Below are 25671 nucleotides of genomic sequence, written 5' to 3' on the forward strand. Positions count from 1 at the left end.
CGACCTTTAACCGCCCCCGATGTGTTCCTTAAGCACTCCCTAAGATCCCGGACCGCCGTCCCTGTCAGACGTTTTGCCCGTTTCGGGATCGCTAGCGTGCTGCCTCACCCCACCCCCGGGAACCCCCGTGAGCAGTGAAGGCAGGCATGTGATGAGCACGCATCGGCGCAGGGTCAGCGGCAGGAACAAGATGATCGGCGGCGCGGTCGCCGCAGCGGTGGTGGGCGGCGGCGCCGTGCTCCTCGGCGGCACCGCGCAGGCGGCCGGGGTCGGGGCGGCCTACACCAGGACCAGCGACTGGTCGACGGGGTACACCGCGCAGTACGTCGTGACGAACGACAGCGGTCGGGCGAAGGCGGCCTGGAAGCTGGAGTTCGACCTGCCGGCCGGGGCGAAGCTGAGCTCCCTGTGGAACGGGGAGTCCGCCGTCAGCGGGCAGCACGTCACCGTCTCGCCGCCCAAGTGGGACACCGACGGGCTCGCCGCCGGGGAGTCCGTCACCGTCGGCTTCGTCGTCAACGGCCAGGCCGACCCCGCCGGTTGCCTCGTCGACGGGGCCAAGTGTTCCACCGACGACAACGCGACACCCGAGCCGAGTGGACGGCCGACCCGATCCGCGAGTCCCACCGCGGCCCCGAGCCCGACCGCCACCCCCTCCGCCTCCTCCCCTTCGTCCCCCGGCTCTCCCGCCCCGAGCACCAGCGCGAGCACCGGTACCGGTACCACCGGCTCCGCCGGGTTCGCCCCCTACGTCGACACCTCGCTCTACCCCGCCTTCGACCTCCTCGCGAGCGTCGACGCGACCGGTGTGAAGGACTACAACCTCGCGTTCGTCACCGACGGCGGCGGCTGCACGCCCAAGTGGGGTGGCGTGACCGACCTGGCGAGCGACGGCGTGGCCTCACAGATCGGGGCCCTGCGGGCCAAGGGCGGCGACGTCCGGGTCTCCTTCGGCGGTGCCTCCGGCTCCGAGCTGGCGACCACGTGCTCCTCGGCGGACGCGCTGGCCGCGGCGTACGGGAAGGCCGTGGACCAGTTCAAGCTCACCAAGGTCGACTTCGACATCGAGGGCGGCGCGCTGCCCGACTCCGCGGCCAACACCCGACGCGCCCGGGCGATCGCCGAGCTCCAGCGGCAGCACCCGGATCTCGATGTCTCCTTCACGCTGCCCGTGATGCCCGAGGGGCTGACCCAGGACGGCGTGACTTTGCTCTCCAACGCCAAGGCGAACGGTGTGAAGGTGGCCACAGTCAACGTCATGGCCATGGACTACGGTCCGGCTTACAGCGGTGACATGGGTACGTACGCCGAGCAGGCAGCCACCGCTACTCAGGCCCAGGTCAAGAGTGTGTTCGGGCTGAGCGACAGCGCCGCCTGGAAGACGGTCGCGGTCACTCCGATGATCGGCGTGAACGACGTCGCGTCCGAGGTCCTCAAGGTCGAGGACGCCACCCAGCTCGTCGCCTTCGCGAAGTCGAAGGGGCTCGGCTGGCTGTCGATGTGGTCGGCCACCCGGGACAAGCAGTGCGCGGGCGGCGCCAAGAACGTCGCGGACGCCACGTGCAGCTCGATCCCGCAGGCCGATTCCGCCTTCTCGAAGGCCTTCGCGACCTTCAAGTGATCAAGGGCGTGGAGAGATGGTGATCAAGGTGTGTCGATTACGTTTCGACAAATGAAGGCAGCGGCTCTTGACGCATGACCGGACATACGGCTGTTATTGCGCCACCCAGTGTTCGGTCAAGTTGGTTTCTGGTCGATTAAGACCAGGTTTTCAGCCACACCTGATGGCCGAACCCCGCGTCAGGAGCCGTTCATGCACCACCTCTCTCCTTCCGGCCGCCTCGCCCTCCCCTCCCCGAGCCGTCGCACCCTCCTGCGCGGCATAGGCGGCGCGGCCGCGCTCGGCGCCGGCATACCCCTGCTGTCCGCGTGCGGCGGCAGTGGTACCGCGTCCGACCCGAAGACCGTCTCGCTCGGTTCCAACGCGTCCGACGCGGTGCCGAAGAAGGCGTTCGCCGAGGTCTACGCGGCGTTCAAGAAGCAGTCCGGGGTCGCGGTGGATGTGAACACCAAGGACCACAACACGTTCCAGGAGCAGATCAACTCCTACCTCCAGGGGACTCCGGACGACGTGTTCAACTGGTTCGCCGGCTACCGCATGCAGTTCTTCGCGGCCAAGAAGCTCGCCTCGCCGATCGACGACGTGTGGGCGAAGATCGGGGACAACTTCCCCGACGCGATGAAGAAGCTCAGCAAGGGCGCGGACGGCAAGTACTACTTCGTGCCGCTGACCACGTACCCGTGGGCGGTCTTCTACCGCAAGAGTGTCTTCCAGCAGCACGGCTACAGCGTCCCCACCACCTGGGACGAGCTGGTCGCGCTGTGCAAGCGGATGAAGAAGGACGGCCTGGTCCCGATCGCCTTCGGTGACAAGGACGCCTGGCCGGCGATGGGCACCTTCGACCAGATCAACTTCCGCCTCAACGGCTACGACTTCCATGTCGAGCTGATGGCGGGCAGGGCCTCGTGGACGGATGCGAAGGTCAAGGCCGCCTTCGACCACTGGGCCGAGCTGCTGCCCTACCACCAGGACGGCTTCATGGGCCGCACCTGGCAGGACGCGGCCCAGACCCTGGTGGCGAAGAAGGCCGGCATGTATCTGCTGGGCTCCTTCGTGGCGCAGCAGTTCACCAGCAAGGCCGACCTGGACGACCTGGACTTCTTCGCCTTCCCGGAGATCAACTCCGCGTACGGGCAGGACACCGTCGAGGCGCCCACCGACGGTTTCATGGTCAGCAAGGCGCCGAAGAACCACGACGGCGTCGTCAAGCTGCTGGAGTACCTGGGCACCCCGGCGGCCGAGGAGCTCTACCTCAAGGGCGACCCCAGCGTGGTGGCCGCCTCCGCCAAGGCCGACACCTCCGCCTACTCGGCGCTGCAGAAGAAGGCGTTCGAGATGATCGGCGCCGCCAAGAGCCTCACCCAGTTCATGGACCGCGACAGCCGCCCCGACTTCACCTCCACGGTGATGCAGCCCGCTCTGCAGAAGTTCCTGCAGAACCCCAAGGGCATCGACAGCCTGCTGTCCTCGATCGAACGCCAGAAGAAGACGATCTTCGCGTCCGCCTGAGGTGAGGGTCCTTCAGCATCATGAGCACCGACACGACGAAGAACCCGCAGGCGGCCGCCGTGCCGCCTGCGGGCACCGCATCCCCCGAGAAGCGGGTCCCGCGGGGCCACCGGCGCCTGCTGACCCGCCGTGACCGGATCACGCTCGCCTTCATGGCGGGCGTACCCACGGTCCTGCACGTGGCCCTGGTCTGGCTCACCGCCCTCGCCTCGATCGCCCTGGCCTTCACCACCTGGGACGGCATCGGCTTCGGCTCCATCAAATGGGTCGGCCTGGACAACTTCCGGCAGCTGTTCACCGACAACCCGCAGTTCTGGCCCGCCGTCGAGCACAACATCATCTGGTTCGTCGTGCTCATCCTGATCCCGACCCCGTTCGGCCTGTTCCTGGCCGTCCAGCTGGACAAGAAGATCCGCTTCAGCCGCGTCTACCAGACCGCGTTCTTCCTGCCCGTCGTCGTCTCGCTGGCGGTCACCGGCTTCGTCTGGCAACTCGTCTACAACCCCGACACCGGCCTGATCAACAGCCTCATCGGCGCCAACAGGCCCGGCCACTACATCGACTGGATCGGCGACCCCCACCTCAACCTGTGGGCCGTCCTGGTAGCCGCCTCCTGGCGGCACGCCGGCTACATGATGATCCTCTACCTGGCCGGCCTCAAGGGCGTCGACCCCTCCCTGCGCGAAGCCTCGGCGCTGGACGGCGCGAGCGAGTGGCAGACGTTCAAGAACGTCATCTTCCCCACCCTGCGCCCCACCAACACCGTCGTCCTGGTCGTCACCATCATCGAGGCGCTGCGCGCCTTCGACCTGGTCTTCGTCTTCAACAAGGGCGCCCAGGGCACCGAGCTGCTCTCGATCCTGGTCACCAACAACATCATCGGCGAGTCCAGCCGGATCGGATACGGCTCCGCGATCGCCGTCGTCCTGCTGGTGATCTCGCTCGCCGTGATCATCCCGTACCTGATCGCGACCTTCCGCAAGGAGCGCCGCGCATGAGCCAGGCCACCACCGACGCGTTCCAGCCGCAGCGCACACCGCTCCGCCCCGCCCGGATCCTGCTGCACACCTTCCTCGTCGTCACCTCGCTCGTCTGGCTCGCCCCCCTGCTGTGGGCGGTGTACGCGGCCCTGCGGCCCTACGCCGAGACCAGCAACAAGGGCTACGTCTCCTGGCCCGACAAGCTCAGCCTGGACAACTTCACCAACGCGTTCGAGCAGTCCGACATGCTCCACTACTTCGGGAACACGCTGATCATCGCGGTCCCGGCGGTGCTGCTGACGCTGCTGCTCGCCTCCATGGTGGCGTTCTACGTCAGCCGCTTCGACTTCCGCGTCAACCTGTCCCTCCTCCTGGTCTTCACGGCCGGCAACCTGCTCCCCCAGCAGGTCATCATCACCCCCCTGTACCGGCTCTACCTGCTGGTCGACCTGCCGGGGATCACCGTCAGCGGCAAGCTCTACGACTCCGCGCTCGGCCTGGTCCTCATCCACGTCGCGTTCCAGTCCGGGTTCTGCGCCTTCGTGCTGAGCAACTACATGCGCTCCCTGCCGCACGAACTGACCGAGGCCGCCCTCGTGGACGGCGCGTCCGTCTGGCGGCTGTACTGGCAGATCGTGCTGCCGCTGTGCAAGCCGGCGATGGCCGCCCTGGCCACCCTGCTCTCCATCTGGATCTACAACGACTTCTTCTGGGCGATCGTGCTGATCTCCACCGGCGAGAACATGCCGATCACCTCGGCCCTGAACAACCTCTCCGGCCAGTACTTCACCGACCCCAACCTCGTCGCCGCCGGCGCCCTGCTCACCGCGATCCCCACCCTGATCGTCTACTTCGCGCTCCAGCGCCAGTTCGTCAGCGGACTCACCCTCGGCGCCAACAAGGGCTGACGGGCCCTCCCGAGCCCCTCCCCGCGAGCCCCTTCCCGCGCGCCCTTCCCCGTGAAAGAGATCCCCGTGCACCACCCCTTCACCCCGGTGGCCGCCGTCCCCGTGGACCCGCGTCGTGCCCGCGTCCACGAGGAGGGCTGGCAGTCCTGGAGCCCCAGCGGCGCCTACGCCCTCGACGCCGCCCCGTACCGCCCGACCAACGACAACTGGGCGACGGTCTGCTACCGCCCGGGCGTCACCGTCCCCGAGGGAGCCTTCCAGGGGGAGGGGCTGCTGGCTCTCGATCCCGGTGACGGCTCACCGGTACGCCTGTGGGCGGCGCCGGACCCGGTGCGGGAGGTGCCGTCCATCCGCCTCACCAGGGTCGGGTCCGTGGCGCAGATCAGCGCCGACGGCCCGGTGAACGAGTACACGGGCACGGACGTCCAGTCGCTCCTGTCCGACTGGGCCGCCGCTCTCGGCCTCGCGGCCCCCCGCCCCGCACCGACCGTCTGGTGCTCCTGGTACGAGTACTTCACCGCCGTTACCGAGGACGACGTCCACGAGAACCTCCGCGCGATGGACACCCTCGACCTGCCCGTCGACGTCGTCCAGATCGACGACGGCTACCAGAGCGCCCTGGGTGACTGGCTCACCCTCTCGGGCCGCTTCCGCTCCCGTTCCGGCATCGCCGACGCCATCCGCGCCCGGGGCCGCCGCGCGGGCATCTGGACCGCGCCCTTCCTGGTCGACCCGAGCAGCGAACTCGCCGCCGGGCACCCCGACTGGCTGGTCCGCTCCACCGACGGCGGCTTCGCGCACGCCGGCCACAACTGGGACCACGACCTGCGGGTCCTCGACACCACCCACCCCGACGCGGCGGCGTATCTGACGGAGGTCTTCCGGACACTGCGCACCGAGGGCTACGACTACTTCAAGGTCGACTTCCTGTACGCGGGCGCGCTGGACGGCGTACGGCACGACGACTCGGTGGACGCGCTGACGGCCTACCGCTCGGGCGTCGAGCTGATCCGTGCGGCGATCGGCCCGGACGCGTACCTCCTGGGCTGCGGCGCGCCGATCCTGCCCTCCGTCGGTCTCTTCGACGCGATGCGGGTCAGCCCCGACACGGCCCCGCACCGCCGCCCCGAGGCCGACGACTACAGCCAGCCCGGCCAGGACCCGGCCGAGTTCACCGGCGCCGCCCGCCAGTGGCAGCACGGCCGGCTGTGGACCAACGACCCCGACTGCCTGATGGCGCGCCCGGCGGTGGAGACCCGGGAGCGGTGGGCCGCGCACGTGGAGGCGACGGGCGGCCTGATGGCGTCCAGCGACCGGCTGCTGTCGCTCGACCCGTGGGGCGTGGACACCACCCGCCGGCTGCTGTCGGGAGGCGGGCGATGACGCGTCGCGAGCTGAACGTTCCCGGCATCGCCTACGGCGGCGACTACAACCCCGAGCAGTGGCCGCAGGAGGTCTGGGCCGAGGACATGCGGCTCATGACCGAGGCCGGGGTGAACATGGTCAGCGTCAACATCTTCTCGTGGGCGCTGCTGGAACCCGCCGAGGGCGAGTACGACTTCTCGCGCCTCGACCGCGTCCTCGACATGCTGTACGCCCACGGCATCGCCGCCGACCTGGCGACCCCGACGGCCGCGCCACCGGCGTGGTTCTTCAGGGCCCACCCCGAGGCGCTGCCCGTGGACCGGGACGGCCGGGGACTGTCGTACGGCAGCCGCCAGACGTTCTGCCCGAGCAGCCCCGCCTACCGGGAGGCCGCGCTGCGGGTCGCCCGCGCGCTGGGGGAGCGGTACGCGGACCATCCGGCGGTGGTCATGTGGCACATCCACAACGAGTACGGCTGTCACAACGCGGAGTGCTTCTGCGACACGAGCGCGGCGGCGTTCCGCGGCTGGCTGCGGGACCGGTACGGCGATGACCTGGCCGCGCTGAACGACGCCTGGGGCACCACCTTCTGGAGCCAGTGGTACTACGACTGGGACGAGATCCTGCCCCCGAGGGCGACCGGCGCGGTCCCGAACCCGACCCACCGGCTGGACTGGCGCCGCTTCTGCAGCGACGAGCTGCTGTCGCTGTGCAGGGCGGAGCGGGAGGTGCTGGCGCAAGCCGCCCCTTCGGTGCCCGCGACCACCAACTTCATGGTGATGTACAACTTCGACGCGCTGGACTACTGGCGCTGGGCACCGGAGCTGGACGTCGTCTCGAACGATCACTACCTCCGTTCCACGGACCCCGAGTCGGAGATCGACATCGCGCTGAGCGGCGATCTGGTGCGCTCGCTCGCCGGCGGCCGTCCGTGGCTGCTGATGGAGCACTCGACGGGCGCCGTGAACTGGCAGCACGTCAACCGGGCCAAGACACCAGGTGAGTTGCGCCGCAACGCCCTGGCGCACGTGGCCCGTGGCGCCGACGGCATCGCCTACTTCCAGTGGCGGGCGGCGAAGGCGGGCGCCGAACAGTGGCACTCGGCGATGCTGCCGCACGCGGGCACGGACAGTGTCATCTGGCGGGACGTCGTCCGGCTCGGCGCGGATCTGCGGTCGCTGGCCGAGGTGCGCGGCAGCACGGGCACGGCCGAGACGGCGATCGTCTGGGACTGGGACGCGAAGTGGGCGCTCGAACTTCCGTCCCAGCCAAGCGAGTTGCTCCGTCACCTGGAGCTGATCCGCTCCTGGTACGAGCCGTTGTGGCGGGCGGGTGTCGCCGTGGACTTCGTCCGCCCCGACGCGGACCTTTCGGCCTACCGCCTGGTCCTGGCGCCGAGCCTGTACCTGGTGGACGACACGGGCGCGGCGAACCTCACCACCTTCGCGGAGCGGGGCGGCACGCTGGCGGTCGGTTTCCACAGCGGGGCGGTGGACGAGAACTGCCATGTGCGGCTGGGCGGTTACCCGGGCGCGTTCCGCGAGGCGCTCGGCGTCCGCACGGACGAACTGTTCCCGTTGCTGCCGGGGGAGCGGGCCGGCCTGGACACCGGCGGCACGGGCTCGCTCTGGTCGGAGCGGGTACGGCTCGCCGGGGCCCGGGCGGTGTCCTCGTTCACGGACGGTCCCCTGGAGGGCGTCCCGGCGGTCACCCGCCACGGTCACGGCACGGGCACCGCCTGGTATCTGGCCACGCTCCCCGACCCGGACACACTGGCGGCCCTGCTGGACCGCGTCCGCGAGGAGGCGGGAGTACGACCGGTGCTGGAGAACGTGCCGCCGGGCGTGGAGGCGGTCCGGCGCCGAGGCCCCGCGGCCGACTACGTCTTCCTCATCGACCACGCCGGCCAGGGCGCGAAGGTCACCGTGTCCGCCGGCGCGGTGGAACTCCTCACCGGAAAGCCGGTGCCGGACGGCTCGGTCCCGGTCCCCCCGGGCGGAGTCGCGGTCGTACGGGAACCACGGGAGGCGTGACCACGTCGGGCCCGGTCCGGGCGGGGGAATCGCTGAAGGCGAGCCTCATGGATATACTGGAATGGACTCAGGATATCCAGGAGGTCCTCCCGTGCCCAAGACGCTGATCGACATCGACGAGGAACTGCTGGCCGAAGCGGCCATAGCTTTCGGGACCAGGACCAAGAAGGACACCGTCAACGCCGCGCTCAGGGAAGGGGTCCAACGCAAGAAGCGTGCGCTCGCCCTGGCGCGGCTCGCGGCCCGGGCGGACGAGGGCGACTTCGACCTGCTGCTCGACAAGGAGACCTACCGTCGATGAGCACCGCCGCTTACCTCATCGACACCAGCGCGCTGGTCCGGATCCTCAGGCGGCCGGCTCGCATCCTCTGGGAGAAACCACTGGAGGAGGGCCTGATCGCCCGCTGTCCGCTGACCGAGGTCGAGTTCCTGTACAGCGCGAGGAATGCCGAGGACCGGGCCGAGCTGGTCCAGGACCTGGACGCGTTGTTCGGCTGGACGCCCCTGGACGAACGGGCCGTCACCCGCGCCTGGGACGTGCAGCGGGAACTCACCGAGAAGGGGCGGCACCGTTCCGCGGGTGCCGTGGACCTGCTCGTGGCCGCCACGGCCGAACTCCAGGGGCTGACCATGCTGCATTACGACAACGACTTCGAGACGATCGCCTCGGTCACCGGGCAGCCGACCCAGTGGCTGGCCGCAGCGGGCAGCCTCTGACCGGCCGAAGTCGACCAGTTGTCCAGGTGCCGAGCGGGGCGCGGCACGCCCCCTCCGCGTGCCGCGCCCCTTCCCCGCTCCCCGGGTCAGGTGGTCTCGGTCGGTGCCAGGGTTCCCGTGCGGGCCGCCTGGCCGTACCACAGCGCGCTCGACTTCGGTGTGCGGGTCAGCGTCGCGTAGTCCACGTACACCGCGCCGAACCGCTTCTCGTAGCCGTAGGCCCACTCGAAGTTGTCGAGGAGGGACCAGAGGTAGTAGCCCCGTACGTCCGCGCCGTCCGCGATCGCCCGGCGGACCTCCGAGAGGTGGCCGTTCAGGTAGGCGATGCGCTCGGGGTCGTGGACACGACCGTCCGAGTCGGGCTTGTCGTCGTAGGCCGCGCCGTTCTCCGTGATGTACAGAGGCAGGCCCGGCGCCTCGCGCGTGTAACGCATGATCAGCTCGTGCAGACCGGTCGGGTCGATGGACCAGCCCATCTCCGTGCGGTCGCCGGGGGTCAGATGGAAGGCCACGTCGTCCGCGCCCGGCCACGGCGAGTGGTCGCTCGCGCCATGGCCGTCCGAGCGGGGGCCGTGCACGGACGCGTCCGCCGCCGAGACCAGCGTCGGCGTGTAGTAGTTCAGGCCCAGCGCGTCCAGAGGCTGGTGGATGGCGCGCAGATCGCCGTCGAGGACGAACGACCAGTCCGTCAGCGACGAGGTCGCCGCCAGCAGCGTCTCCGGGTAGGCGCCCCGCAGGATCGGGCCGTGGAAGACGCCGTTGGCGAGGTCGTCGATCTTCTGCACGGCGGCCAGGTCCGCCGGGTCGCCCGGGGAGAGCGGGCGCACCACCGAGGAGTTGAGGCTGAGCGCCACCGAGTTGCGGGCCGGCATGGCCGCGCGCAGCGCCGATGTGCCGAGTCCATGGGCCAGGTTCAGATGGTGCGCCGCCTTCAGCGATGCCGCCGGCTCCGTACGGCCCGGCGCGTGCACCCCGGAGGCATAGCCCAGGAACGCGCTGCACCACGGCTCGTTCAGCGTGATCCAGTTCTCCACCCGGTCACCGAGCGCCTCGCCGACGATCTGCGCGTACTCCGCGAAACGGAACGCCGTGTCGCGCTCCGGCCAGCCGCCCGCGTCCTCCAGCTCCTGGGGGAGGTCCCAGTGGTAGAGGGTGACGGCGGGCTTGATGCCCGCCGCCAGCAGCTCGTCCACCAGACGGCGGTAGAAGTCCAGGCCCACCTGCACCGCGGGGCCCCGGCCGGTCGGCTGGACCCGGGACCAGGAGATCGAGAAGCGGTACGCGGACAGGCCCAGCTCCGCCATCAGGGCCACGTCGTCGCGGTAACGGTGGTAGTGGTCGACAGCGATGTCACCGGTTTCACCACCGGCCGTCTTTCCGGGCGTATGACTGAAGGTGTCCCAGATCGAGGGGGTGCGGCCGCCCTCGCGCACCGCCCCCTCGATCTGGTACGCGGAGGTCGCGGCGCCCCAGAGGAAGGCGGGCGGGAAGGTCACCGGGGTAACGGGCTCAGGCATGGAAGCGCTCCCATGAGTGGTCGTCGAGACCGACGAGGTCGGGGGGAAGTGGTGCGGAGGGGGCCGGGGCGGCGGTGACCCGGCCCCCGGGAAGTCAGGGACTGACGGACGGGAGGGCGTCGCGGGGCGTCACACGGTGTCGTGTCCACCGCGGGGCGTCACACGGCGTCGTGTCACCGTCGGGTCGCAGTCCGCGTCGTCAGCCCTTCACGGCGCCCTGCATGATGCCGCCCACGATCTGCTTGCCGAAGATCGCGAAGACCAGCAGCAGCGGCAGCGTGCCCAGCAGCGCGCCCGCCATGATCAGGGACTGGTCCGGGGTGTACCCGCGGCCGAGGCCCGCGACCGCGACCTGCACGGTCGGGTTGCCGGTCTGGCTCAGCACCAGGAACGGCCACAGGAAGTCGTTCCACGTCTGCACGAACATCAGCATGCCGAGCACCGCCATCGCGGGGCGCGCCGCGGGGAACACCACGTGCCACACCACGCGCCAGCTGCTCGCGCCGTCCACCCGGGCCGCCTCGATGATCTCGTCGGGCAGCGCCTGGATGAGGTACTGGCGCATGAAGAACACGCCGAACGCGCTCACCAGCGAAGGCAGGATCACCGCCTGGAGCTGGTCCGTCCATTCCAGCTTGGCGACCATCATGTAGAGCGGGATGATGCTCAGTTGCGGCGGCACCATCATGGTGCCGATCACGATCAGCATCAGCGCGCCCCGGCCCCGGAACCGCAGTTTGGCGAAGGCGAACCCGGCGATCGTCGACAGGAAGACGATCGTCGCCGCCGAAGTCCCCGCCACGATCGTCGTGTTGACGAACGCCTTGCCCAGGTTCGCGTCGTTCCAGGCCACGTCCAGGTTGTGGAAGAGGTTCGAGCCGAACACGAACGGCGGAGGGTTCTGCGCCAGTCGGTTGTTGTCGCGGGACGCCGCGATCGCCGTCCACAGCAGTGGGAACAGCGAAACGATGGTGAACACGCCCAGGATGATGTAGGCGATCGGACCGCCGTGCATCTGCCCGCCGGCCCGCGCGGACTTGGGCCGGCGCACCTTCCGGGCCGTCGGCACGGCATCCTCGGGTTCCACGGACTTCGCGGTCGTTGTCGTCGTCGTCACGGCCGGTACTCCTAACTACTGGCGCGCAGCCGGCGCGAGATGACGTAGTTGACGATGCCGACCACGATCAGGATCAGGAACATCGTCCAGGCGATCGCCGAGGCCCGGCCCAGGTGCTGGTTCACCCAGCCCTGCTCGTACAGGTACAGGCCCAGCGTCTGGAACTGGTGCTCCGCGCCGCCCGACGCGCCCTTGTTGGCGTCGAACAGCAGCGGCTCGCCGAACACCTGGCTCGCGCCGATCGTCGAGACGACCACCGTGAACAGGATCGTCGGCCGCAGCGACGGCAGCGTGACGTGCAGGAACTGCTTCCAGCGGCTCGCGCCGTCCAGCGCCGCCGACTCGTACAGGTCCTGCGGGATCGCCTGCATCGCGGCCAGGTAGATCAGCGCGTTGTAGCCGGTCCAGCGCCAGATGACGATCGACGACACCGCGAACTGCGACGGCCACTTGTCGTTCTGCCAGTCGATCGCGTCGACGCCGACGAAGTGCAGCGCCCAGTTGATCATGCCGTAGTCGCGCCCGAAGAGCAGCACGAAGACGAGCGAGGCGGCCGCGATCGAGGTCGCGTACGGCGCGAGCATCGCGACCCGGTAGAAGGTCGAGGCGCGCAGCTTGTAGTTGAGGATGTGGGCCAGGCCCATCGCCATCAGCAACTGCGGAACGGTCGAGATGATCCCGATCGTCAGCGTGTTCTTCGCCGCGTTCCAGAAGAAGTCGTCGTCGAAGATGCGCGTGTAGTTGCGCATCCCGACCCACGTCATGTCCGTGGGCGCGGTCATCTCCACCTGGTGCAGCGACGCCCAGCCGGTGTAGATCAGCGGGAACAGGCCGAACGCGAGGAACAGCAGGAAGAACGGCGAGACGAAGGCGTACGGGCTCCAGCGCTTGTCCCGCTGCCAGCGGCGGGACAACCGGGCCCGGTGCCGCTGTTCCGCCTCCGTGGGAACGGCGGGCGGGCGGCCCGGGGCCGCGCCCCCCTCCTTCACGGGGGGCGCGGCGGTGTCGTTGCGGGTGGCCATGCGGGTCACTTGTCCAGGTTGTTGTCGATGGTCTTGGTGGCCGTGTTCCAGGCTTCCGCCGCCGACTTGCCCTTCGTCACGAGGATGACGCCGTTGTCGGTCAGGCCCTGCTGGATGATCTGGTCCTTCGGGCCGATCACCTGCACCGGGGCGGTCTTGGCGGCCTCGGAGAAGACCGTACCGATCGGGGAGTCACCGGTCATGTCGTTCTTCGCGCCGGTGACCTCGGCCATCGTGTACGCGCTCGGCGTGCTCGGGAAGGAGCCCTGCACCTTGAACAGCTTCGCCTGCTGCTCGGGCGCGGTCAGCCAGGTGATGAACGCCTCGGCCTCCTTCACGTGCTTGCCGCTCTTCGGCACGCCCAGGAAGGAACCGCCCCAGTTGCCGGACTTGGGCGCCACGGCCACGTCCCACTTGCCGGCGTCCTCGGCCTTCGCCTTGCCCTTGATGGTGCCGAGCATCCACGGCGGGCAGGCGATGGTGGCGAACTTGCTGTTGGCGATCGTGGTGTCCCAGGCCGGCTGGAACTGCGTCTGGGCCTGGACCAGGCCCTCCTCGGCGGCCTTCGCGGTGAGGTCGAAGGCGGCCTTCACGGCCGGGTTCGACTTGTAGATGATCTCGCCGGAGGAGTCGTAGAACTTCTCCTTCTCACTGCTGAGAATGGCGTTGATCAGACCGCCGGGGGAGTCCATGAAGAAGGTGCCCGCCTTGGCCTTCTGCTTGTACTGCTCGCCGGTGGCGACGAACTTGTTCCAGTCGCCGGCCCACAGCTTGCCGACCGCCTCGCGGTCGGTGGGCAGACCGGCCGCCTGGAAGAGGTCCTTGCGGTAGCAGAGGGCCATCGGACCGACGTCGGTGCCGAGAGCGATCGTCTGGCCGTCCTTGGTGGTGCCCTGCGACCACTTCCAGTCGAGCCACTTGCTCTTGTCGACGCCCGAGACCTTGGACATGTCCTCGAACTTGGCCGCCTGCGTGGCCACGACCTCGGCTATGTTGCCCACCTCGATGGCCTGGACGTCCATCAGGCCGCTGTTGGTGGTGAGGTGGTTGACGAGCGCCGGGTAGTAGTTCTCGTTCCGCTCCGTGACATTCTCGGCGATCTTGATGTCGGGGTGGAGCTTCTCGTACTCGGTGTAGAGACCGGCCTCCTTGAAGCCCATGGTGCCGAAGAGGCCCATCGTGATGGTGGTCTTGCCCTTGCCACCGCCCGACGACGAACCGTCGGAAGCGTTGTCGTCGCCGCCGTCGTCGGCACAGCCGGCCAGCAGCCCGGCGCCCAGCGACGCGACGGCCGCCAGGACCACCACCCGGCGGGTGATGGGGGTCCCCCCGCTCGAGCGAAGCCGAGAGTGGGGGAGGGTTCGTGCTCGCATTGCGTCCTCCTGTTGCCCTGACGTGCCGACCCCCCGGCCAACTGCATTGTTGGGCCCGTTAGTTACTCGCTGCGGCTCGGGCGGGGAACGTGCGGGATATGTATGTGTCAGGTACCGTGGGAGCGCTCCCACAGGTGATGTGTTGAAGAGTCGTCGGTTCGGGCGGGGGTGTCAAGGGTGGGAACGCGGAGAGGTGCGTTCAGTTATCTGCCTGTTAGCTAACTCGGACGGACAGCGCTTTCCGGCCGCCGGCGGGGTCGCACGGACCGCCCCGTGCCGGAGGATACGGGCCCTCGGCGCCGGAGGGCAGGGGGAGTTGGGCGTTCGCGACAGGGGCGGCCCGGCGCTCGGGGACCGGGCCCGTTCGCGGTCGGAGCGGGGTCGCGGGGGCGTCGGCCCGCAGTGCCGACGGGCCGGACGGACGGGACTGTTAGATTCCAGGCCAGCGTGAACAAACGGCGGGAAGGCGGGGCCCATGGCAAGCCACGGATCGCGGAGCCGGAGCGGAGGACGGCCGACTCTCGAAGAGGTGGCCGCACGCGCCGGTGTCGGCCGCGGCACGGTCTCCCGGGTGATCAACGGCTCGCCCAGGGTCAGCGACGCGACCCGCGCGGCCGTCGAGGCGGCGGTCGCCGAGCTCGGCTACGTTCCCAACACCGCGGCCCGTGCCCTCGCCGCCAACCGCACGGACGCGATCGCGCTGGTGGTCCCCGAACCGGAGACCCGCTTCTTCGCCGAGCCGTACTTCTCGGACATACTGCGGGGCGTGGGCGCGGAACTGTCCGACACCGAGATGCAGCTGCTGCTGATCTTCGCGGGTAGCGATCGCGAACGACGCCGGCTCGCCCAGTACCTGGCGGCGCACCGCGTCGACGGAGTCCTCCTGGTCTCGGTCCACGCGGACGACCCGCTGCCCGATCTGCTGTCCCAGCTGGAGATCCCGGCGGTGATCAGCGGCCCGCGGTCCGCCGCGGAGACGCTCCCGTCCGTGGACTCCGACAACTACGGCGGCGGCCGTTCGGCGGTCGAGCACCTGCTGTCCCGGGGGCGTACCCGTATCGCTCACATCACCGGCCGCCTCGACGTCTACGGCGCCCAGCGGCGCGTCGACGGCTACCGGGACGCGTTGCGCGACGCGGGATACCCGGCGGACGAAGGTCTCATCGCCCCGGGCGACTTCACCGAGGAGGGCGGACACCGCGCGATGCGCGAACTCCTCGCCCGTACCCCCTCCCTCGACGCGGTCTTCGCGGGCTCCGACGTCATGGCGGCCGGCGCCCGCCGGGCGCTGCGCGAGGCGGGCCGCCGTCTCCCGGAGGACGTGGCCATGGTCGGCTACGACGACTCGGCGATCGCCCGCCACATGGACCCGCCGCTGACGAGCGTCCGCCAGCCCATCGAGGAGATGGGCCGCAGGATGCTGGACCTGCTCCTCACGGAGATCGCGGACCGCCGCCCCGCGGTGTCCCGGGGGCTGGAGCGCCGGCAGGTGGTGCTGGCGACGGAACTGGTGGAACGCTCCTCGTCCTGAACGGGGCGCGGGTTCACGGGGTGGCGGTCAGCCGCCACCGCACCTCGCCGTCCTGCCGCTCCGGGGTGGCCGAGAGCCCGGCGGAGCGGGCCACGGCCGCGGACGCCTGATGGCCGGGGTGGACATGGGCGACGATCGTGCGTACGCCCTGTTCCCGCAGCAGGCCGACGAGCCCGGCGGCCGCCTCGGAGGCGAGGCCGCGGCCCTGCCACGCGGTACCGACGACCCAGGCGACCTCGGCATGGTCCCCGCCGCCGGTAACGGTGGCCTGGACGGTCCCGGCGAGCCGGCCGGTGTCCCGCACCCGCAGGACCCAGTTCCACCAGGCGACGGACGGGTCCGGTGAACCGGCGACAAGACGTTCGTAGCGGGCGCGCAGGACTTCGGGTGTGCTGGGGGCGCCGCCGATGAAGGTGTGCAGCGCGGGGTCGCCCAGGACGACCGCCATCTCCGCCGCGTGTGCGACGCGCAGCGGGAGGACGTCGAGCCGGGCGGTGACGAACGGCTCTGCGGGGACACTTGAGCGCATGACCACTCCCGGGAAACACATCAGCCGGTGACCTCCCTCGCGGGAAGTCACCGGCTGATGACTTGGGGTGAGTGACGGGACTTGAACCCGCGACTTCCTGGACCACAACCAGGTGCTCTACCAGCTGAGCTACACCCACCATGCCCGGTAGTTGGACTTTGTGGTCTCCCTACCGGCCGAGAAAAAGTGTACAGGGTCAGAAGGGGTGCTCGTGCACACCTTTCCCGGGGCGCCGTCAGCCTCCGGGCAGCACGTGCTTCGCGGCGATGGTCCTGGCCGTGTCTGAGTCCGGCCCGGGCTGCGGTACGAAGACGGCCTCGCGGTAGTAGCGCAGTTCCGCGATGGACTCGCGGATGTCGGCGAGGGCGCGGTGATTGCCGTTCTTCGGGGGGCTGTTGAAGTACGCCCGCGGGTACCAGCGCCGGGCGAGCTCCTTGACCGACGACACGTCGACGATCCGGTAGTGCAGGTAGCCCTCCAGGGCGGCCATGTCCCGGGCCAGGAAGCCGCGGTCAGTACCCACGGAGTTTCCGCACAGGGGGGCCTTGCCCGGCTCCTTCACGTGCTCCCGTACATACGCCAGCACCTGGGCCTCGGCGTCCGCGAGGGTCGTCCCGCCGGACAGCTCGTCGAGGAGCCCGGACGCGGTGTGCATCTGACGCACCACCTCCGGCATCGTCTCCAGTGCCTCGGCCGGCGGCCGGATGACGATGTCGACACCGTCGCCGAGCACGTTCAGCTCGGAGTCGGTGACGAGGGCGGCAACCTCGATGAGAGCGTCGTCGGACAGCGAGAGGCCGGTCATCTCGCAGTCGATCCACACCATGCGATCGTTCATGCGACCACCCTAAAGCTGACGTCGGCTTTCGGGGTGCCCCGGGGGGACGCTCTCGTGCGCGAGCGCCGGACGGGCCGACTGCCCGTCCGGCGCTCGAGGTGTTCCGTCACCCGCTCAGTTACCGCTGCGCTGCCCCGGCAGACTCGCCCGCGAGGACGCGTACGCGTCACGCGCGTGCTCGGACGGCAGGGACCCCGGCGAGCCCACCGCGCCGGCCGCGGCCGTCCGCCGCAGCTGCGGCGGTACCGGCCCCGGAGCGTCCGGGTGCAGCGCCGGTGGCGGCGGTGGCGGCGGTTCGCTGTCCGCCGACCGTTCGGTCTGCGGTCTGCGCGCCCGGTACGCCGCCCGGTACGCCGCGGGGGAGGAGCCGAGCTGCCGGCGGAAGTGGCCGCGCAGGGCCACCGGCGAGCGGAAGCCGCAGCGCCCCGCGACCTCGTCCACCGAGTAGTCCGACGTCTCCAGCAGGCGCTGCGCCTGGAGCACCCGCTGGGTGATCAGCCACTGGAGCGGGGCGCTGCCGGTCAGGGACCGGAAGCGGCGGTCGAAGGTGCGGCGGCTCATATAGGCGCGTGCCGCCAGCGTCTCCACGTCGAACTGCTCGTGGAGATGCTCCAGCGCCCAGGCGACGACCTCGGCGAGCGGGTCGGCGCCGATCTCCTCGGGTAAAGACCGGTCGAGGTAGCGCTCCTGGCCGCCCGACCGGCGCGGTGGGACGACCAGTCGCCGGGCCAGCGCGCCCGCCGCCTCGTTACCGTGATCCGTCCGCACGATGTGCAGACACAGGTCGATTCCGGCCGCGGTGCCCGCCGATGTCAGCACATCGCCGTCGTCGACGAACAGTTCGCGCGGATCCACATGCACCGACGGATAGCGCTTGGCCAGCGTCGGCGCGTACATCCAGTGGGTCGTGGCCGGGCGGCCGTCCAGCAGACCCGCGGCGGCCAGCACGAACGCGCCGGTGCACAGGCCCACGATGCGGGCACCCTCCTCGTGCGCCCGGCGCAGTGCGTCGAGCGCGTCCTCCGGTGGCGGCGAGGTGATCGAACGCCAGGCCGGCACGACGACCGTGCCCGCCCGTGAGATCGCCTCCAGGCCATGTGGCGCGGTGAGTTCCAGGCCCCCTGTGGTCCGCAGCGGGCCTTCTTCGCCGCCGCACACCAACAAGCGGTAGCGCGGCACGCCGGCGTCCTGGCGGTCAATCCCGAACACCGACAGCGGAATGGAACTCTCGAAAATGGGGCCGCCGCTGAACAGCAGCACCGCGACGATCTCCTTGCGGCGTCGCCCGGAAAGTTTCCGGGCCGCGGCTTCCGGCGCGGCAGTGGAGTCGTGGCTCATCCTGCTAAGCCCCCCTCGGTGGTCGCGGCGCCCCTAACTTGTCGGGCTTGTCGCTCCAGCACGTTTCCCCTCGGTCCTGCACGAGTCCCCCGCCGTAGACAGTCAAGATCGAATCTAACGTGTCGCACAATGCCGGCGTGGCCAGTTCACCACCCGGCAGATTGTCGACATGGCAACTTGGCGTGAAGCATTCGATCACGAAGCGTTGCACTCGTGGGCCGTGCAGGGAAGTGCGCCTCGGGGTGGTGGCCAATCCCCGTAGGGTGCGCAGGGCCCATGAGGCCCTTTCCGTGCAGGTGGAACGGGGGGTGGGGGGTGGTTGGGGCAAGGGATGCGCCATCACCGGAAGTTGGCTGAAAAGAAGCGGGTCCGGGTGTGAAAACCGGTCAACCGACCGGTGAGTTTCCTCCGGAGTGACGACCGCCACGGTGTGACCCCGTTCCGGTGCGCTGATGGCGCCCCCGGTGGTGCGCCTGCGGCGCGTCGTCCTCGTCCAGCAACCGGGCCGCGCACCGCTCGGACCGGCGCAGCAGCATCCGGCATACGCCCGTGACGGTGGCGAGGCCCAGGGCGGTGCCGGCGGTACCGGCCGGCGAGGTGCCGTACCAGAGGAGGACCAGCGGCACCAGGCAACAGCTGAAGGCCGCCCAGCGGATCAGGTCGGTGGTCCGGTCGTCGCAGGGGCGGGTCTCGGAAGCGGCACGGGACGAGGGCACGGGGCGGGCTCCTTCCTGGGGCGGCGGCGGGGCGAGGGGCGTGGTGACGGCGGCGCCGGGAACGGTGTGGCGGCGGTGCGAAGGGTGGCATGGCGGGGGTGCGGCGGCGGTACAGGGGGTTCAACGCCTGTTCGGGCGGTCGGTCACTGCCGGGAGGTGCCCGGTAAGTGAATCCTGTGCAAACCGCCTGTACGGGGCAGCAACCATTGCGTTACGGGCGTCGGCTCGTGCATGCTCCCTGGAACCCCCACCCAGGGCGTGCGAGATCTGGGCCCAGGAGGCGTTCCGCCGTACCCTTGGGGGTATGGGGTTGGGAAGATGATTCCCGGACAGCTCCGCCGATCCCCGCCGTCCACCGTACAAGGATCGATACGCCGAGACAGCCATGGCCGGTCACGAATTCTTCGAACCCGCGGACCGCAAGCGGCCCGTCGCCGATCCCACGGCGGCCGAGCCCCTGGCGGCTGAAGAGGCACGCCATTCCTGCGATCCCGCCTTCAAGCACGGCGTGGTCGTCGGTTTCGACGGCTCCATGTCCAGTGAGCGCGCTCTCGCGTATGCCATAGGGATGGCCCACCGCTCCGGCTCGGGGCTGATCATCGTCCATGTCGCCAACCGGCTGCCCACCACGGTCTGGGCCGGCTGTGAGCCGCCGGTCTTCGTCGACGTGCCGGACCACCGCACCGAGGTGCTCGGTCTGGAACTCGCGTGCGCGGAGTATCTCGCCGAGGTGCCCTGGATCCTGGTCGAGCGCGGTGGGGACATCTGCCACGAACTCGAAGAGGTGGGGCGGGAGTACGAGGCCGACGCGATCGTCGTGGGCTCGACCCACGGCATCGTCGGCCGGATCTTCGGCTCCGTCGCGGGCCGCCTCGCCAAACGGGCAAAGCGGCCCGTCGTTGTCATTCCGTAACTCGCCTTTCTCCCAGGTGAGATGAGATTCGGGTACTCCCGGCCCCCTCTGCCGCCCCGCATGAATCTACTGGCGCGTAGGGGTGTTTGTGCCTTTGTGAAGGGCATATATCGCTCACACAACTGCACATGCCTGAAGGGAGCTTGCCGTGGACAACGACGTCTCTGCGGGAAGCAGCACCACCACGATCGCCGGCCGACTCGCCCTGGGTGTCACCCTGTTGGCGTTCGGACTCGGGTACACCGACCTCATCGACGGCGTGACGGCTGCGGACGCCGTATCCATCGCCCACTACATCGGCGGCGTGGCGCTGTTCGTCGCCGGTCTGTTCGCCCTCCGGGACCGTGACACGGCCACCGGCACCGCCTACACCGTCCTCGGCGCCTTCTGGTTCACGTGGGCGGTCTCCGCCGGGACCCAGGCCTCCGACAACGCCGCGGGGCTCTTCCTGCTCCTGTTCGCCCTCGTGGCGCTCTCCCTGACCCTCGCCGGCGGCGACCAACTCGGCCAGGGCGTCTACGGGTTGTTCTGCGCCGGGCTCGTGCTGATGGCCGTCGCCCGGTTCGCCGACAGCGACGGACTCACCAAGGCGGGCGGCTGGCTCGCCGTCGCGGCGGGCGCGGTCGCCTGGTACGCGGCGACCGCGGCGCTGGCCCACTGGCCCACGGCGTTCTCTCGACGCGCTGCCCGCCCCGGGGTGACGGCCACGGGCTGAATGGCAGCCGCGGCCGGGGAGTTGGGCCTCCCCGGCGAATGGAGCGGACCCCCACGTGGTCGGTGGCACCACGTGGGGGTCCGTTCTGTTGCGCGAGGCGACAGGACTACTCGACCGTCACCGACTTCGCCAGGTTCCGCGGCTTGTCGATGTCGCGGCCGAGGGCCTTCGCCGTGTAGTAGGCGAGGAGCTGGAGCGGGATGCCCATGAGGATCGGGTCGAGTTCGTCCTCGTTCTTGGGGACGATGACCGTCTGGTCGGCCTTCTCCTGCTCCCGGTGGGCGACCGCGATGATCTTTCCGCTGCGGGCCTTGATCTCCTCCAGGGCGGCGCGGTTCTTCTCCAGCAGGTCGTCGTCGGGGACGATGGCGACCGTCGGGAGCGCGGGCTCGATGAGGGCCAGCGGACCGTGCTTCAGCTCGGAGGCCGGGTAGGCCTCGGCGTGGATGTACGAGACCTCCTTGAGCTTCAGCGAGGCCTCACGGGCCACCGGGTAGCCCCGGACGCGGCCGATGAAGAGCATCGAGCGGGCCTCGGCGAGCGTCTCGGCCAGCTTCTCGATCTCCGCCTCCTGCTCCATGATCTCGGCGATCTGCGCGGGCAGCTTGCGCAGGCCCTCGATGATCCGCTTGCCGTCGCGCACGGAGAGGTCACGGGTGCGGCCCAGGTGCAGGGCGAGCAGCGCGAAGGCGACCGTGGTGTTGGTGAAGCACTTCGTCGAGACGACGCAGACCTCGGGGCCCGCGTGCACGTACACGCCGCCGTCCGCCTCGCGGGCGATCGCCGAACCGACGACGTTGACCACGCCCAGCACCCGGGCGCCCTTGCGCTTCAGCTCCTGGACGGCCGCCAGCACGTCGTACGTCTCACCGGACTGCGAGACGGCGATGTACAGGGTGTCGGGGTCCACGACCGCGTTGCGGTAGCGGAACTCGGAGGCGGGCTCGGCGTCCGCGGGGATGCGGGCGAGCTCCTCGATCATCTGGGCGCCGATCATGCCCGCGTGGTACGAGGTGCCGCAGCCGAGGATCTTCACGCGGCGGATCTGGCGCGCCTCGCGGGCGTCCAGGTTGAGGCCGCCGAGGTGCACGGTGGAGAAGCGGTCGTCGATGCGGCCGCGCAGCACGCGGTCCACGGCGTCGGCCTGCTCGTGGATCTCCTTGTGCATGTAGGTGTCGTGGCCGCCCATGTCGTACGAGGCGGCCTCCCACTCCACGGTGGTCGGCTCGGCCGTGGTGCGGGTGCCCTCGGTGGTGTAGGTGCGGAAGTCGTCGGCCTTGAGGGTGGCCATCTCGCCGTCGCCGAGGGTGACGATCTGGCGGGTGTGGGCGACCAGCGCGGCGATGTCCGAGGCGACGAACATCTCCTTCTCGCCGATGCCGAGGACGACCGGGGAGCCGTTGCGGGCGACGACGATCCGGTCGTTGAAGTCGGCGTGCATGACGGCGATGCCGTAGGTGCCCTCGACCACGCGCAGCGCCTCGCGGACCTTGTCCTCGAGCTTCTCGGCCTGGGCGCGGGCGACGAGGTGGACGAGCACCTCGGTGTCCGTCTCGGAGAGGAACTCGACGCCGTCGGCCTCGAGCTTCTTGCGCAGGTCGGAGGCGTTGTCGATGATGCCGTTGTGGACGACGGCGACCTTGAGGTCGGCCGACATGTGCGGGTGGGCGTTCACGTCGGAGGGGGCGCCGTGGGTGGCCCAGCGGGTGTGGGCGATACCGGTCGTGCCCTTGAAGCGCGCCGGGACCTTGGCCTCCAGGTCGCGGACCCGGCCCTTGGCCTTGACCATCTTCAGGCCGGCCGTCTTCGGTGAGGTCACGACGATGCCCGCCGAGTCGTACCCGCGGTACTCGAGCCGCTGAAGGCCTTCGAGCAGCAGCGGGGCCACGTCACGCCTGCCGATGTATCCGACGATTCCGCACATGTATAGGTATCCCCAAGCTTCAGATCACCCGTAGACGATGCGCCGCAGTTGCCTGAGCGTGAGCTCGGGCGGCGTCACCGCACGGTATTTCAGGTCCGCCTCGACCCGTTCGAAGATCTCCGCGTTGACCAGGCCCTGGGCCTGGAGCTCGCGGTGGCGGCGACGGACGTAGTCCTCGGTCGTCTCGTCGAAGTAGGCGAGCACGTCCTGGATCACCCGCAGCGCCTCGCCCCGCTGGAGGGGCGTGGAGCGCGTCAGGTGATCAACAAGTTCGTCGTGCACCCGGTAGATCCTGGGGTACGCGAGCCGGTTTCGCAAGAAACGTGCCCGATTTCGGGCAGGCGCCTGTGGAGGAGCCTTGGGAGAACATTGAATGTGTTATGGGTCGCTGTTCGCGAACCGTCCATTTGGCGTCTTGCGGCCCGTCGCCCGGGGCGACGAGTTTCAGACGTCATGGACACTCCTCGCATGGGCGTACCCGAGCAGCTCGCCGAGCGCATGAGCATGGCCGAGCAGCACGAGTACCTGCGCGCCAAGTTCTCGCGGCGCACGATGATCAGAGGCGGCGCCGTCACCCTGGGCGCCGTCACCGGTGGCGCGTTCGTCACCGGCGCCACCGCACAGGCCGCCGTGCCCTCGCAGCCCCTCTCGCAGACCGAGACGGTCGACGGCTCGCTCGTCGCTCCCTTCGGCCGCCACCTCGCCTTCGGCAACGACCCCAGCACCGAGATCACCATCTCCTGGCAGGTCCCGCTCCCGGTGAAGAAGCCCTTCGTCCGGATCGGCACCCACGCCTCGCACCTCTCGGTCAAGATCGACGCCGAGGTCCGCACCCTCTACACCCCGGCCGGCGTCGGCGCCAGCGGCGACCACACCCAGTACTACGTGCACGCCAAGCTGACCCACCTCAAGCCCGGCAGGACGTACTTCTACGGTGTCGGTCACAACGGCTTCGACCCGGCCTCGCCGCAGTTCGCGGGCACCGTAGGCACCTTCACCACCGCCCCCGCCCACAAGGCGCCGTTCACCTTCACCGCCTTCGGCGACGAGGGCGTCGGCTACCACGGCCTCGCCAACAACAGCCTCCTCCTCGGCCAGAACCCGGCCTTCCACCTGCACGCCGGCGACATCGCCTACGCCGACCCGGCCGGCGCGGGCAAGACCGCCGACACCGGCTTCGACTCGCGCGTGTGGGACCAGTTCCTCGCCCAGACCGAGTCCGTCGCCAAGTCCGTCCCGTGGATGCCGGCCTACGGCAACCACGACATGGAGGCCTGGTACTCGCCCAACGGCTACGGCGGCGAGGAGGCCCGCTGGAACCTCCCGGACAACGGTCCGGACGCGAAGAACCTCCCGGGCGTCTACACCTTCGTCTACGGCAACACGGCCGTGATCTCGCTCGACGCCAACGACATCTCCTTCGAGATCCCGGCCAACCTCGGCATCTCGGGCGGCACCCAGACCAAGTGGCTGGAGACGCAGCTCAAGAAGTACCGGGCGTCGAAGGACATCGACTTCGTCGTGGTCTTCTTCCACCACTGCGCCTACTGCACCTCCACCGCGCACGCCTCGGAGGGGGGCGTGCGCCAGGAGTGGGTGCCGCTGTTCGAGAAGTACACGGTCGACCTGGTCATCAACGGTCACAACCACCAGTACGAGCGCACCGACGTCATCAAGGCGGGCGCGGTCACCAAGAAGCTCCCGATCGGCGGCACCGCGTACCCCGAGACCGAGGGCGTCGTCTACGTGACGGCGGGCGCGGCCGGCCGCAGCCTGTACTCCTTCACCGCCCCGCTCTCCTACGAGGGCCACGAGAACGAGGTCGAGTCCGTGGCCTCCTTCATCAACACCAAGACCGGCAAGCAGAACGAGACGGTCACCTGGTCGCGGGTGCGCTACCTCGACTACTCCTTCCTGCGGGTGGACGTCACCCCGGCCGCCAAGGGCCGTACGGCCACGCTGACGGTGCGCGGCATCGCCGAGACCGGCGCCCAGGTCGACCACTTCACGGTGGCCCGCAAGGCCAGGTGATCCGATGGGTGCGCCCGGAAGGCGGGGCGCACCCCACGAGGTCGGCAGGCGGTCCTCACCCGCGCTGGAGGCGCTTGAGGACCGCCTGTTTGGCCATCGTGAACTCCTCGTCCGTCAGGACGCCGTCACGGCGCAGCTCGCCGAGCTCGCGCAGGCGGCGCAGCAGCGCGTCGTGGTCGTGGCCGGACGCGGCCGGCGGCACGGCGTCCTCGGGGGCGGCCGCCGGATGGGGCAGCCGGGCCTGCACGGCCGCCGCGACGAGCGCCATCAGCGGGTCCTTCCGGAAACCCCACAGCTCCACGGCGTTGGGGTCGTACTTGGCCGGCGCCTTCGTGGGCGCGTGCCGCAGCCGGAAGCGCAGAGCGCCGTTCTCGAGACCGACCGCGGGCTGCCACTCCACGGACTCGATATCCGCGAGGCCGAGAGTGCGGGCGCCGGCCGAGGCCTTGGACTCCTCCGTCTTCCAGTTCCACTCCAGGCGCACGCGCTCACCGTCGAAGCTCGCGGTGCCGTCCCCGGCGGAGGCGGCCAGGGGCACGGCCGGGCCGGGCAGCAGATAGGCGTCCACCGGGTCGGCCGGAACCTCGTCGAGCAGCAGCGTCCGGCGCACCTCGTCCACGAGGTACTCGGCGACCCCGTACCGGTCGGAGTCGACGAGCAGCTGGTACGGGTCGTGCGGCTCGGTAAGCCTTCCGCCGGTCGCCTGGAGCAGTGGATCGGCGCCGTCCCGCAGCCGCAGCCTGAGCCGCCCGGCCCTCTTGCCCTGCTCGAAGGAGAGTCCCGCCAACGCGCGCAGGGGAACGACCAGTTCACCCAGTTCCCTGCGCAGTGGGCTGACGTTCCTGTCCCGGCCCGGGGTCAGCCGCAGGGCGTCGCCGTCGAGGACCCAGGTGCCGTCCCGCTGGATGATTTCCGCCATGGGGGGATTCTTCCAAAGACGGCGACGGGCGCCCCCTGGGACCGTACCCGGGCTG

General features: G+C 69.8%; 23 protein-coding genes and 1 tRNA gene. 12 read left to right on the forward strand and 12 right to left on the reverse strand.

Features of this window, described 5'->3' with window-relative positions; all coding sequences use genetic code 11:
* Positions 1-151: 151 nt before the first annotated feature.
* The 8 genes from ACFWBB_RS35535 (at position 152) to ACFWBB_RS35570 (ending at position 9133) form a co-directional block, all read left to right on the forward strand.
* The gene (locus ACFWBB_RS35535) at positions 152-1621 is read left to right on the forward strand and encodes a cellulose binding domain-containing protein (RefSeq protein WP_385281134.1); all 1470 of its coding nucleotides are present in this window, start codon (positions 152-154) and stop codon (positions 1619-1621) included.
* 192 nt (positions 1622-1813) lie between these two features.
* Positions 1814-3130 (forward strand): ABC transporter substrate-binding protein, encoded by a 1317-nt coding sequence (locus tag ACFWBB_RS35540; protein WP_385281136.1) that lies wholly within the window; start codon positions 1814-1816, stop codon positions 3128-3130.
* Positions 3131-3150: 20 nt separating this feature from the next.
* Positions 3151-4128, forward strand: a complete 978-nt coding sequence (locus ACFWBB_RS35545; protein WP_385281139.1) for a carbohydrate ABC transporter permease — start codon at positions 3151-3153, stop codon at positions 4126-4128.
* Entirely contained in the window at positions 4125-5018 is an 894-nt protein-coding gene (locus ACFWBB_RS35550) for a carbohydrate ABC transporter permease (protein ID WP_385281140.1), read from the forward strand. Before ACFWBB_RS35545 ends, ACFWBB_RS35550 begins: the two co-directional genes overlap by 4 nt.
* A gap of 66 nt (positions 5019-5084) precedes the next feature.
* The gene (locus tag ACFWBB_RS35555) at positions 5085-6401 is read left to right on the forward strand and encodes a glycoside hydrolase family 36 protein (RefSeq protein WP_385281143.1); all 1317 of its coding nucleotides are present in this window, start codon (positions 5085-5087) and stop codon (positions 6399-6401) included.
* Positions 6398-8416 carry a beta-galactosidase gene (locus tag ACFWBB_RS35560; RefSeq protein WP_385281146.1) on the forward strand — a complete coding sequence of 673 codons (2019 nt, stop codon included), beginning with the start codon at positions 6398-6400 and terminating at the stop codon, positions 8414-8416. The genes ACFWBB_RS35555 and ACFWBB_RS35560 overlap by 4 nt, the downstream gene beginning before the upstream one ends.
* A 91-nt stretch (positions 8417-8507) precedes the next feature.
* Positions 8508-8717: a type II toxin-antitoxin system VapB family antitoxin gene (locus ACFWBB_RS35565; protein WP_385281149.1), complete on the forward strand. Its 210-nt coding sequence runs from the start codon at positions 8508-8510 to the stop codon at positions 8715-8717.
* Positions 8714-9133 (forward strand): PIN domain nuclease, encoded by a 420-nt coding sequence (locus ACFWBB_RS35570; RefSeq protein WP_385281152.1) that lies wholly within the window; start codon positions 8714-8716, stop codon positions 9131-9133. The genes ACFWBB_RS35565 and ACFWBB_RS35570 overlap by 4 nt, the downstream gene beginning before the upstream one ends.
* A gap of 86 nt (positions 9134-9219) precedes the next feature.
* Here ACFWBB_RS35570 and ACFWBB_RS35575 read toward each other — a convergent pair whose 3' ends face one another.
* The 4 genes from ACFWBB_RS35575 to ACFWBB_RS35590 all read right to left on the reverse strand — a co-directional run bounded on the left by ACFWBB_RS35575 (position 9220) and on the right by ACFWBB_RS35590 (position 14162).
* On the reverse strand, positions 9220-10650 hold the full coding sequence (locus ACFWBB_RS35575; RefSeq protein ID WP_385281155.1) for a GH1 family beta-glucosidase: 1431 nt from the start codon (positions 10648-10650) through the stop codon (positions 9220-9222).
* A 199-nt stretch (positions 10651-10849) separates the two neighbouring features.
* Positions 10850-11737 carry a carbohydrate ABC transporter permease gene (locus tag ACFWBB_RS35580; RefSeq protein ID WP_383473734.1) on the reverse strand — a complete coding sequence of 296 codons (888 nt, stop codon included), beginning with the start codon at positions 11735-11737 and terminating at the stop codon, positions 10850-10852.
* Between the two features lie 41 nt (positions 11738-11778).
* The gene (locus ACFWBB_RS35585; protein ID WP_385281187.1) at positions 11779-12789 is read right to left on the reverse strand and encodes a carbohydrate ABC transporter permease; all 1011 of its coding nucleotides are present in this window, start codon (positions 12787-12789) and stop codon (positions 11779-11781) included.
* A gap of 5 nt (positions 12790-12794) precedes the next feature.
* On the reverse strand, positions 12795-14162 hold the full coding sequence (locus ACFWBB_RS35590; protein WP_385281157.1) for an ABC transporter substrate-binding protein: 1368 nt from the start codon (positions 14160-14162) through the stop codon (positions 12795-12797).
* Between the two features lie 475 nt (positions 14163-14637).
* Between ACFWBB_RS35590 and ACFWBB_RS35595 the strand changes: the two genes are divergently transcribed.
* Complete coding sequence (locus ACFWBB_RS35595; protein ID WP_385281159.1) at positions 14638-15693, forward strand: LacI family DNA-binding transcriptional regulator; 1056 nt, start codon at positions 14638-14640, stop codon at positions 15691-15693.
* A gap of 13 nt (positions 15694-15706) precedes the next feature.
* Here the strand turns inward: ACFWBB_RS35595 and ACFWBB_RS35600 are convergent, their stop codons facing one another.
* The 5 genes from ACFWBB_RS35600 to ACFWBB_RS35620 form a co-directional block, all read right to left on the reverse strand.
* Positions 15707-16222, reverse strand: coding sequence for a GNAT family N-acetyltransferase (locus ACFWBB_RS35600; protein WP_385281162.1), 516 nt, complete (start codon positions 16220-16222; stop codon positions 15707-15709).
* A gap of 63 nt (positions 16223-16285) precedes the next feature.
* A tRNA-His gene (locus ACFWBB_RS35605) sits at positions 16286-16361 on the reverse strand.
* A 96-nt stretch (positions 16362-16457) separates the two neighbouring features.
* On the reverse strand, positions 16458-17060 hold the full coding sequence (gene orn, locus ACFWBB_RS35610; protein ID WP_385281164.1) for an oligoribonuclease: 603 nt from the start codon (positions 17058-17060) through the stop codon (positions 16458-16460).
* Positions 17061-17174: 114 nt separating this feature from the next.
* Positions 17175-18398 carry a helix-turn-helix domain-containing protein gene (locus ACFWBB_RS35615; protein ID WP_385281166.1) on the reverse strand — a complete coding sequence of 408 codons (1224 nt, stop codon included), beginning with the start codon at positions 18396-18398 and terminating at the stop codon, positions 17175-17177.
* Between the two features lie 386 nt (positions 18399-18784).
* Positions 18785-19114, reverse strand: a complete 330-nt coding sequence (locus tag ACFWBB_RS35620; protein WP_385281169.1) for a hypothetical protein — start codon at positions 19112-19114, stop codon at positions 18785-18787.
* A 385-nt stretch (positions 19115-19499) separates the two neighbouring features.
* On the opposite strand from ACFWBB_RS35620, the gene ACFWBB_RS35625 reads away from it, so the two are divergent.
* Together ACFWBB_RS35625 and ACFWBB_RS35630 are read left to right on the forward strand one after the other, a co-directional pair.
* The gene (locus tag ACFWBB_RS35625) at positions 19500-20027 is read left to right on the forward strand and encodes a universal stress protein (RefSeq protein ID WP_385281172.1); all 528 of its coding nucleotides are present in this window, start codon (positions 19500-19502) and stop codon (positions 20025-20027) included.
* A 148-nt stretch (positions 20028-20175) separates the two neighbouring features.
* Positions 20176-20742, forward strand: coding sequence for a GPR1/FUN34/YaaH family transporter (locus ACFWBB_RS35630; protein WP_385281174.1), 567 nt, complete (start codon positions 20176-20178; stop codon positions 20740-20742).
* Between the two features lie 106 nt (positions 20743-20848).
* Here the strand turns inward: ACFWBB_RS35630 and glmS are convergent, their stop codons facing one another.
* Both glmS and ACFWBB_RS35640 read right to left on the reverse strand, forming a co-directional pair.
* The gene (gene glmS, locus ACFWBB_RS35635; RefSeq protein WP_385281176.1) at positions 20849-22666 is read right to left on the reverse strand and encodes a glutamine--fructose-6-phosphate transaminase (isomerizing); all 1818 of its coding nucleotides are present in this window, start codon (positions 22664-22666) and stop codon (positions 20849-20851) included.
* A gap of 24 nt (positions 22667-22690) precedes the next feature.
* The gene (locus tag ACFWBB_RS35640; RefSeq protein WP_385281178.1) at positions 22691-22948 is read right to left on the reverse strand and encodes a hypothetical protein; all 258 of its coding nucleotides are present in this window, start codon (positions 22946-22948) and stop codon (positions 22691-22693) included.
* A 186-nt stretch (positions 22949-23134) separates the two neighbouring features.
* Between ACFWBB_RS35640 and ACFWBB_RS35645 the strand changes: the two genes are divergently transcribed.
* Positions 23135-24697, forward strand: a complete 1563-nt coding sequence (locus ACFWBB_RS35645; RefSeq protein WP_385281181.1) for a purple acid phosphatase family protein — start codon at positions 23135-23137, stop codon at positions 24695-24697.
* A gap of 55 nt (positions 24698-24752) precedes the next feature.
* Here the strand turns inward: ACFWBB_RS35645 and ACFWBB_RS35650 are convergent, their stop codons facing one another.
* Positions 24753-25616 carry a DUF4429 domain-containing protein gene (locus ACFWBB_RS35650; protein WP_385281184.1) on the reverse strand — a complete coding sequence of 288 codons (864 nt, stop codon included), beginning with the start codon at positions 25614-25616 and terminating at the stop codon, positions 24753-24755.
* Positions 25617-25671 lie beyond the last annotated feature (55 nt).

Source organism: Streptomyces sp. NPDC060000, from assembly GCF_042737375.1.
In the GTDB taxonomy this organism is placed as follows: Bacteria; Actinomycetota; Actinomycetes; order Streptomycetales; family Streptomycetaceae; genus Streptomyces.

Coding starts and splice junctions, on each gene's coding strand:
- ACFWBB_RS35625 (WP_385281172.1), top strand. CDS start 19,500: ATGGCCGGTCACGAATTCTTCGAACCCGCGGACCGCAAGCGGCCCGTC.
- ACFWBB_RS35615 (WP_385281166.1), bottom strand. CDS start 18,398: ATGAGCCACGACTCCACTGCCGCGCCGGAAGCCGCGGCCCGGAAACTT.
- glmS (WP_385281176.1), bottom strand. CDS start 22,666: ATGTGCGGAATCGTCGGATACATCGGCAGGCGTGACGTGGCCCCGCTG.
- ACFWBB_RS35540 (WP_385281136.1), top strand. CDS start 1,814: ATGCACCACCTCTCTCCTTCCGGCCGCCTCGCCCTCCCCTCCCCGAGC.
- ACFWBB_RS35590 (WP_385281157.1), bottom strand. CDS start 14,162: ATGCGAGCACGAACCCTCCCCCACTCTCGGCTTCGCTCGAGCGGGGGG.
- ACFWBB_RS35545 (WP_385281139.1), top strand. CDS start 3,151: ATGAGCACCGACACGACGAAGAACCCGCAGGCGGCCGCCGTGCCGCCT.
- ACFWBB_RS35595 (WP_385281159.1), top strand. CDS start 14,638: ATGGCAAGCCACGGATCGCGGAGCCGGAGCGGAGGACGGCCGACTCTC.
- ACFWBB_RS35600 (WP_385281162.1), bottom strand. CDS start 16,222: ATGCGCTCAAGTGTCCCCGCAGAGCCGTTCGTCACCGCCCGGCTCGAC.
- ACFWBB_RS35550 (WP_385281140.1), top strand. CDS start 4,125: ATGAGCCAGGCCACCACCGACGCGTTCCAGCCGCAGCGCACACCGCTC.
- ACFWBB_RS35535 (WP_385281134.1), top strand. CDS start 152: ATGAGCACGCATCGGCGCAGGGTCAGCGGCAGGAACAAGATGATCGGC.
- ACFWBB_RS35645 (WP_385281181.1), top strand. CDS start 23,135: ATGGGCGTACCCGAGCAGCTCGCCGAGCGCATGAGCATGGCCGAGCAG.
- ACFWBB_RS35570 (WP_385281152.1), top strand. CDS start 8,714: ATGAGCACCGCCGCTTACCTCATCGACACCAGCGCGCTGGTCCGGATC.
- ACFWBB_RS35650 (WP_385281184.1), bottom strand. CDS start 25,616: ATGGCGGAAATCATCCAGCGGGACGGCACCTGGGTCCTCGACGGCGAC.
- ACFWBB_RS35575 (WP_385281155.1), bottom strand. CDS start 10,650: ATGCCTGAGCCCGTTACCCCGGTGACCTTCCCGCCCGCCTTCCTCTGG.
- ACFWBB_RS35585 (WP_385281187.1), bottom strand. CDS start 12,789: ATGGCCACCCGCAACGACACCGCCGCGCCCCCCGTGAAGGAGGGGGGC.
- ACFWBB_RS35560 (WP_385281146.1), top strand. CDS start 6,398: ATGACGCGTCGCGAGCTGAACGTTCCCGGCATCGCCTACGGCGGCGAC.
- orn (WP_385281164.1), bottom strand. CDS start 17,060: ATGAACGATCGCATGGTGTGGATCGACTGCGAGATGACCGGCCTCTCG.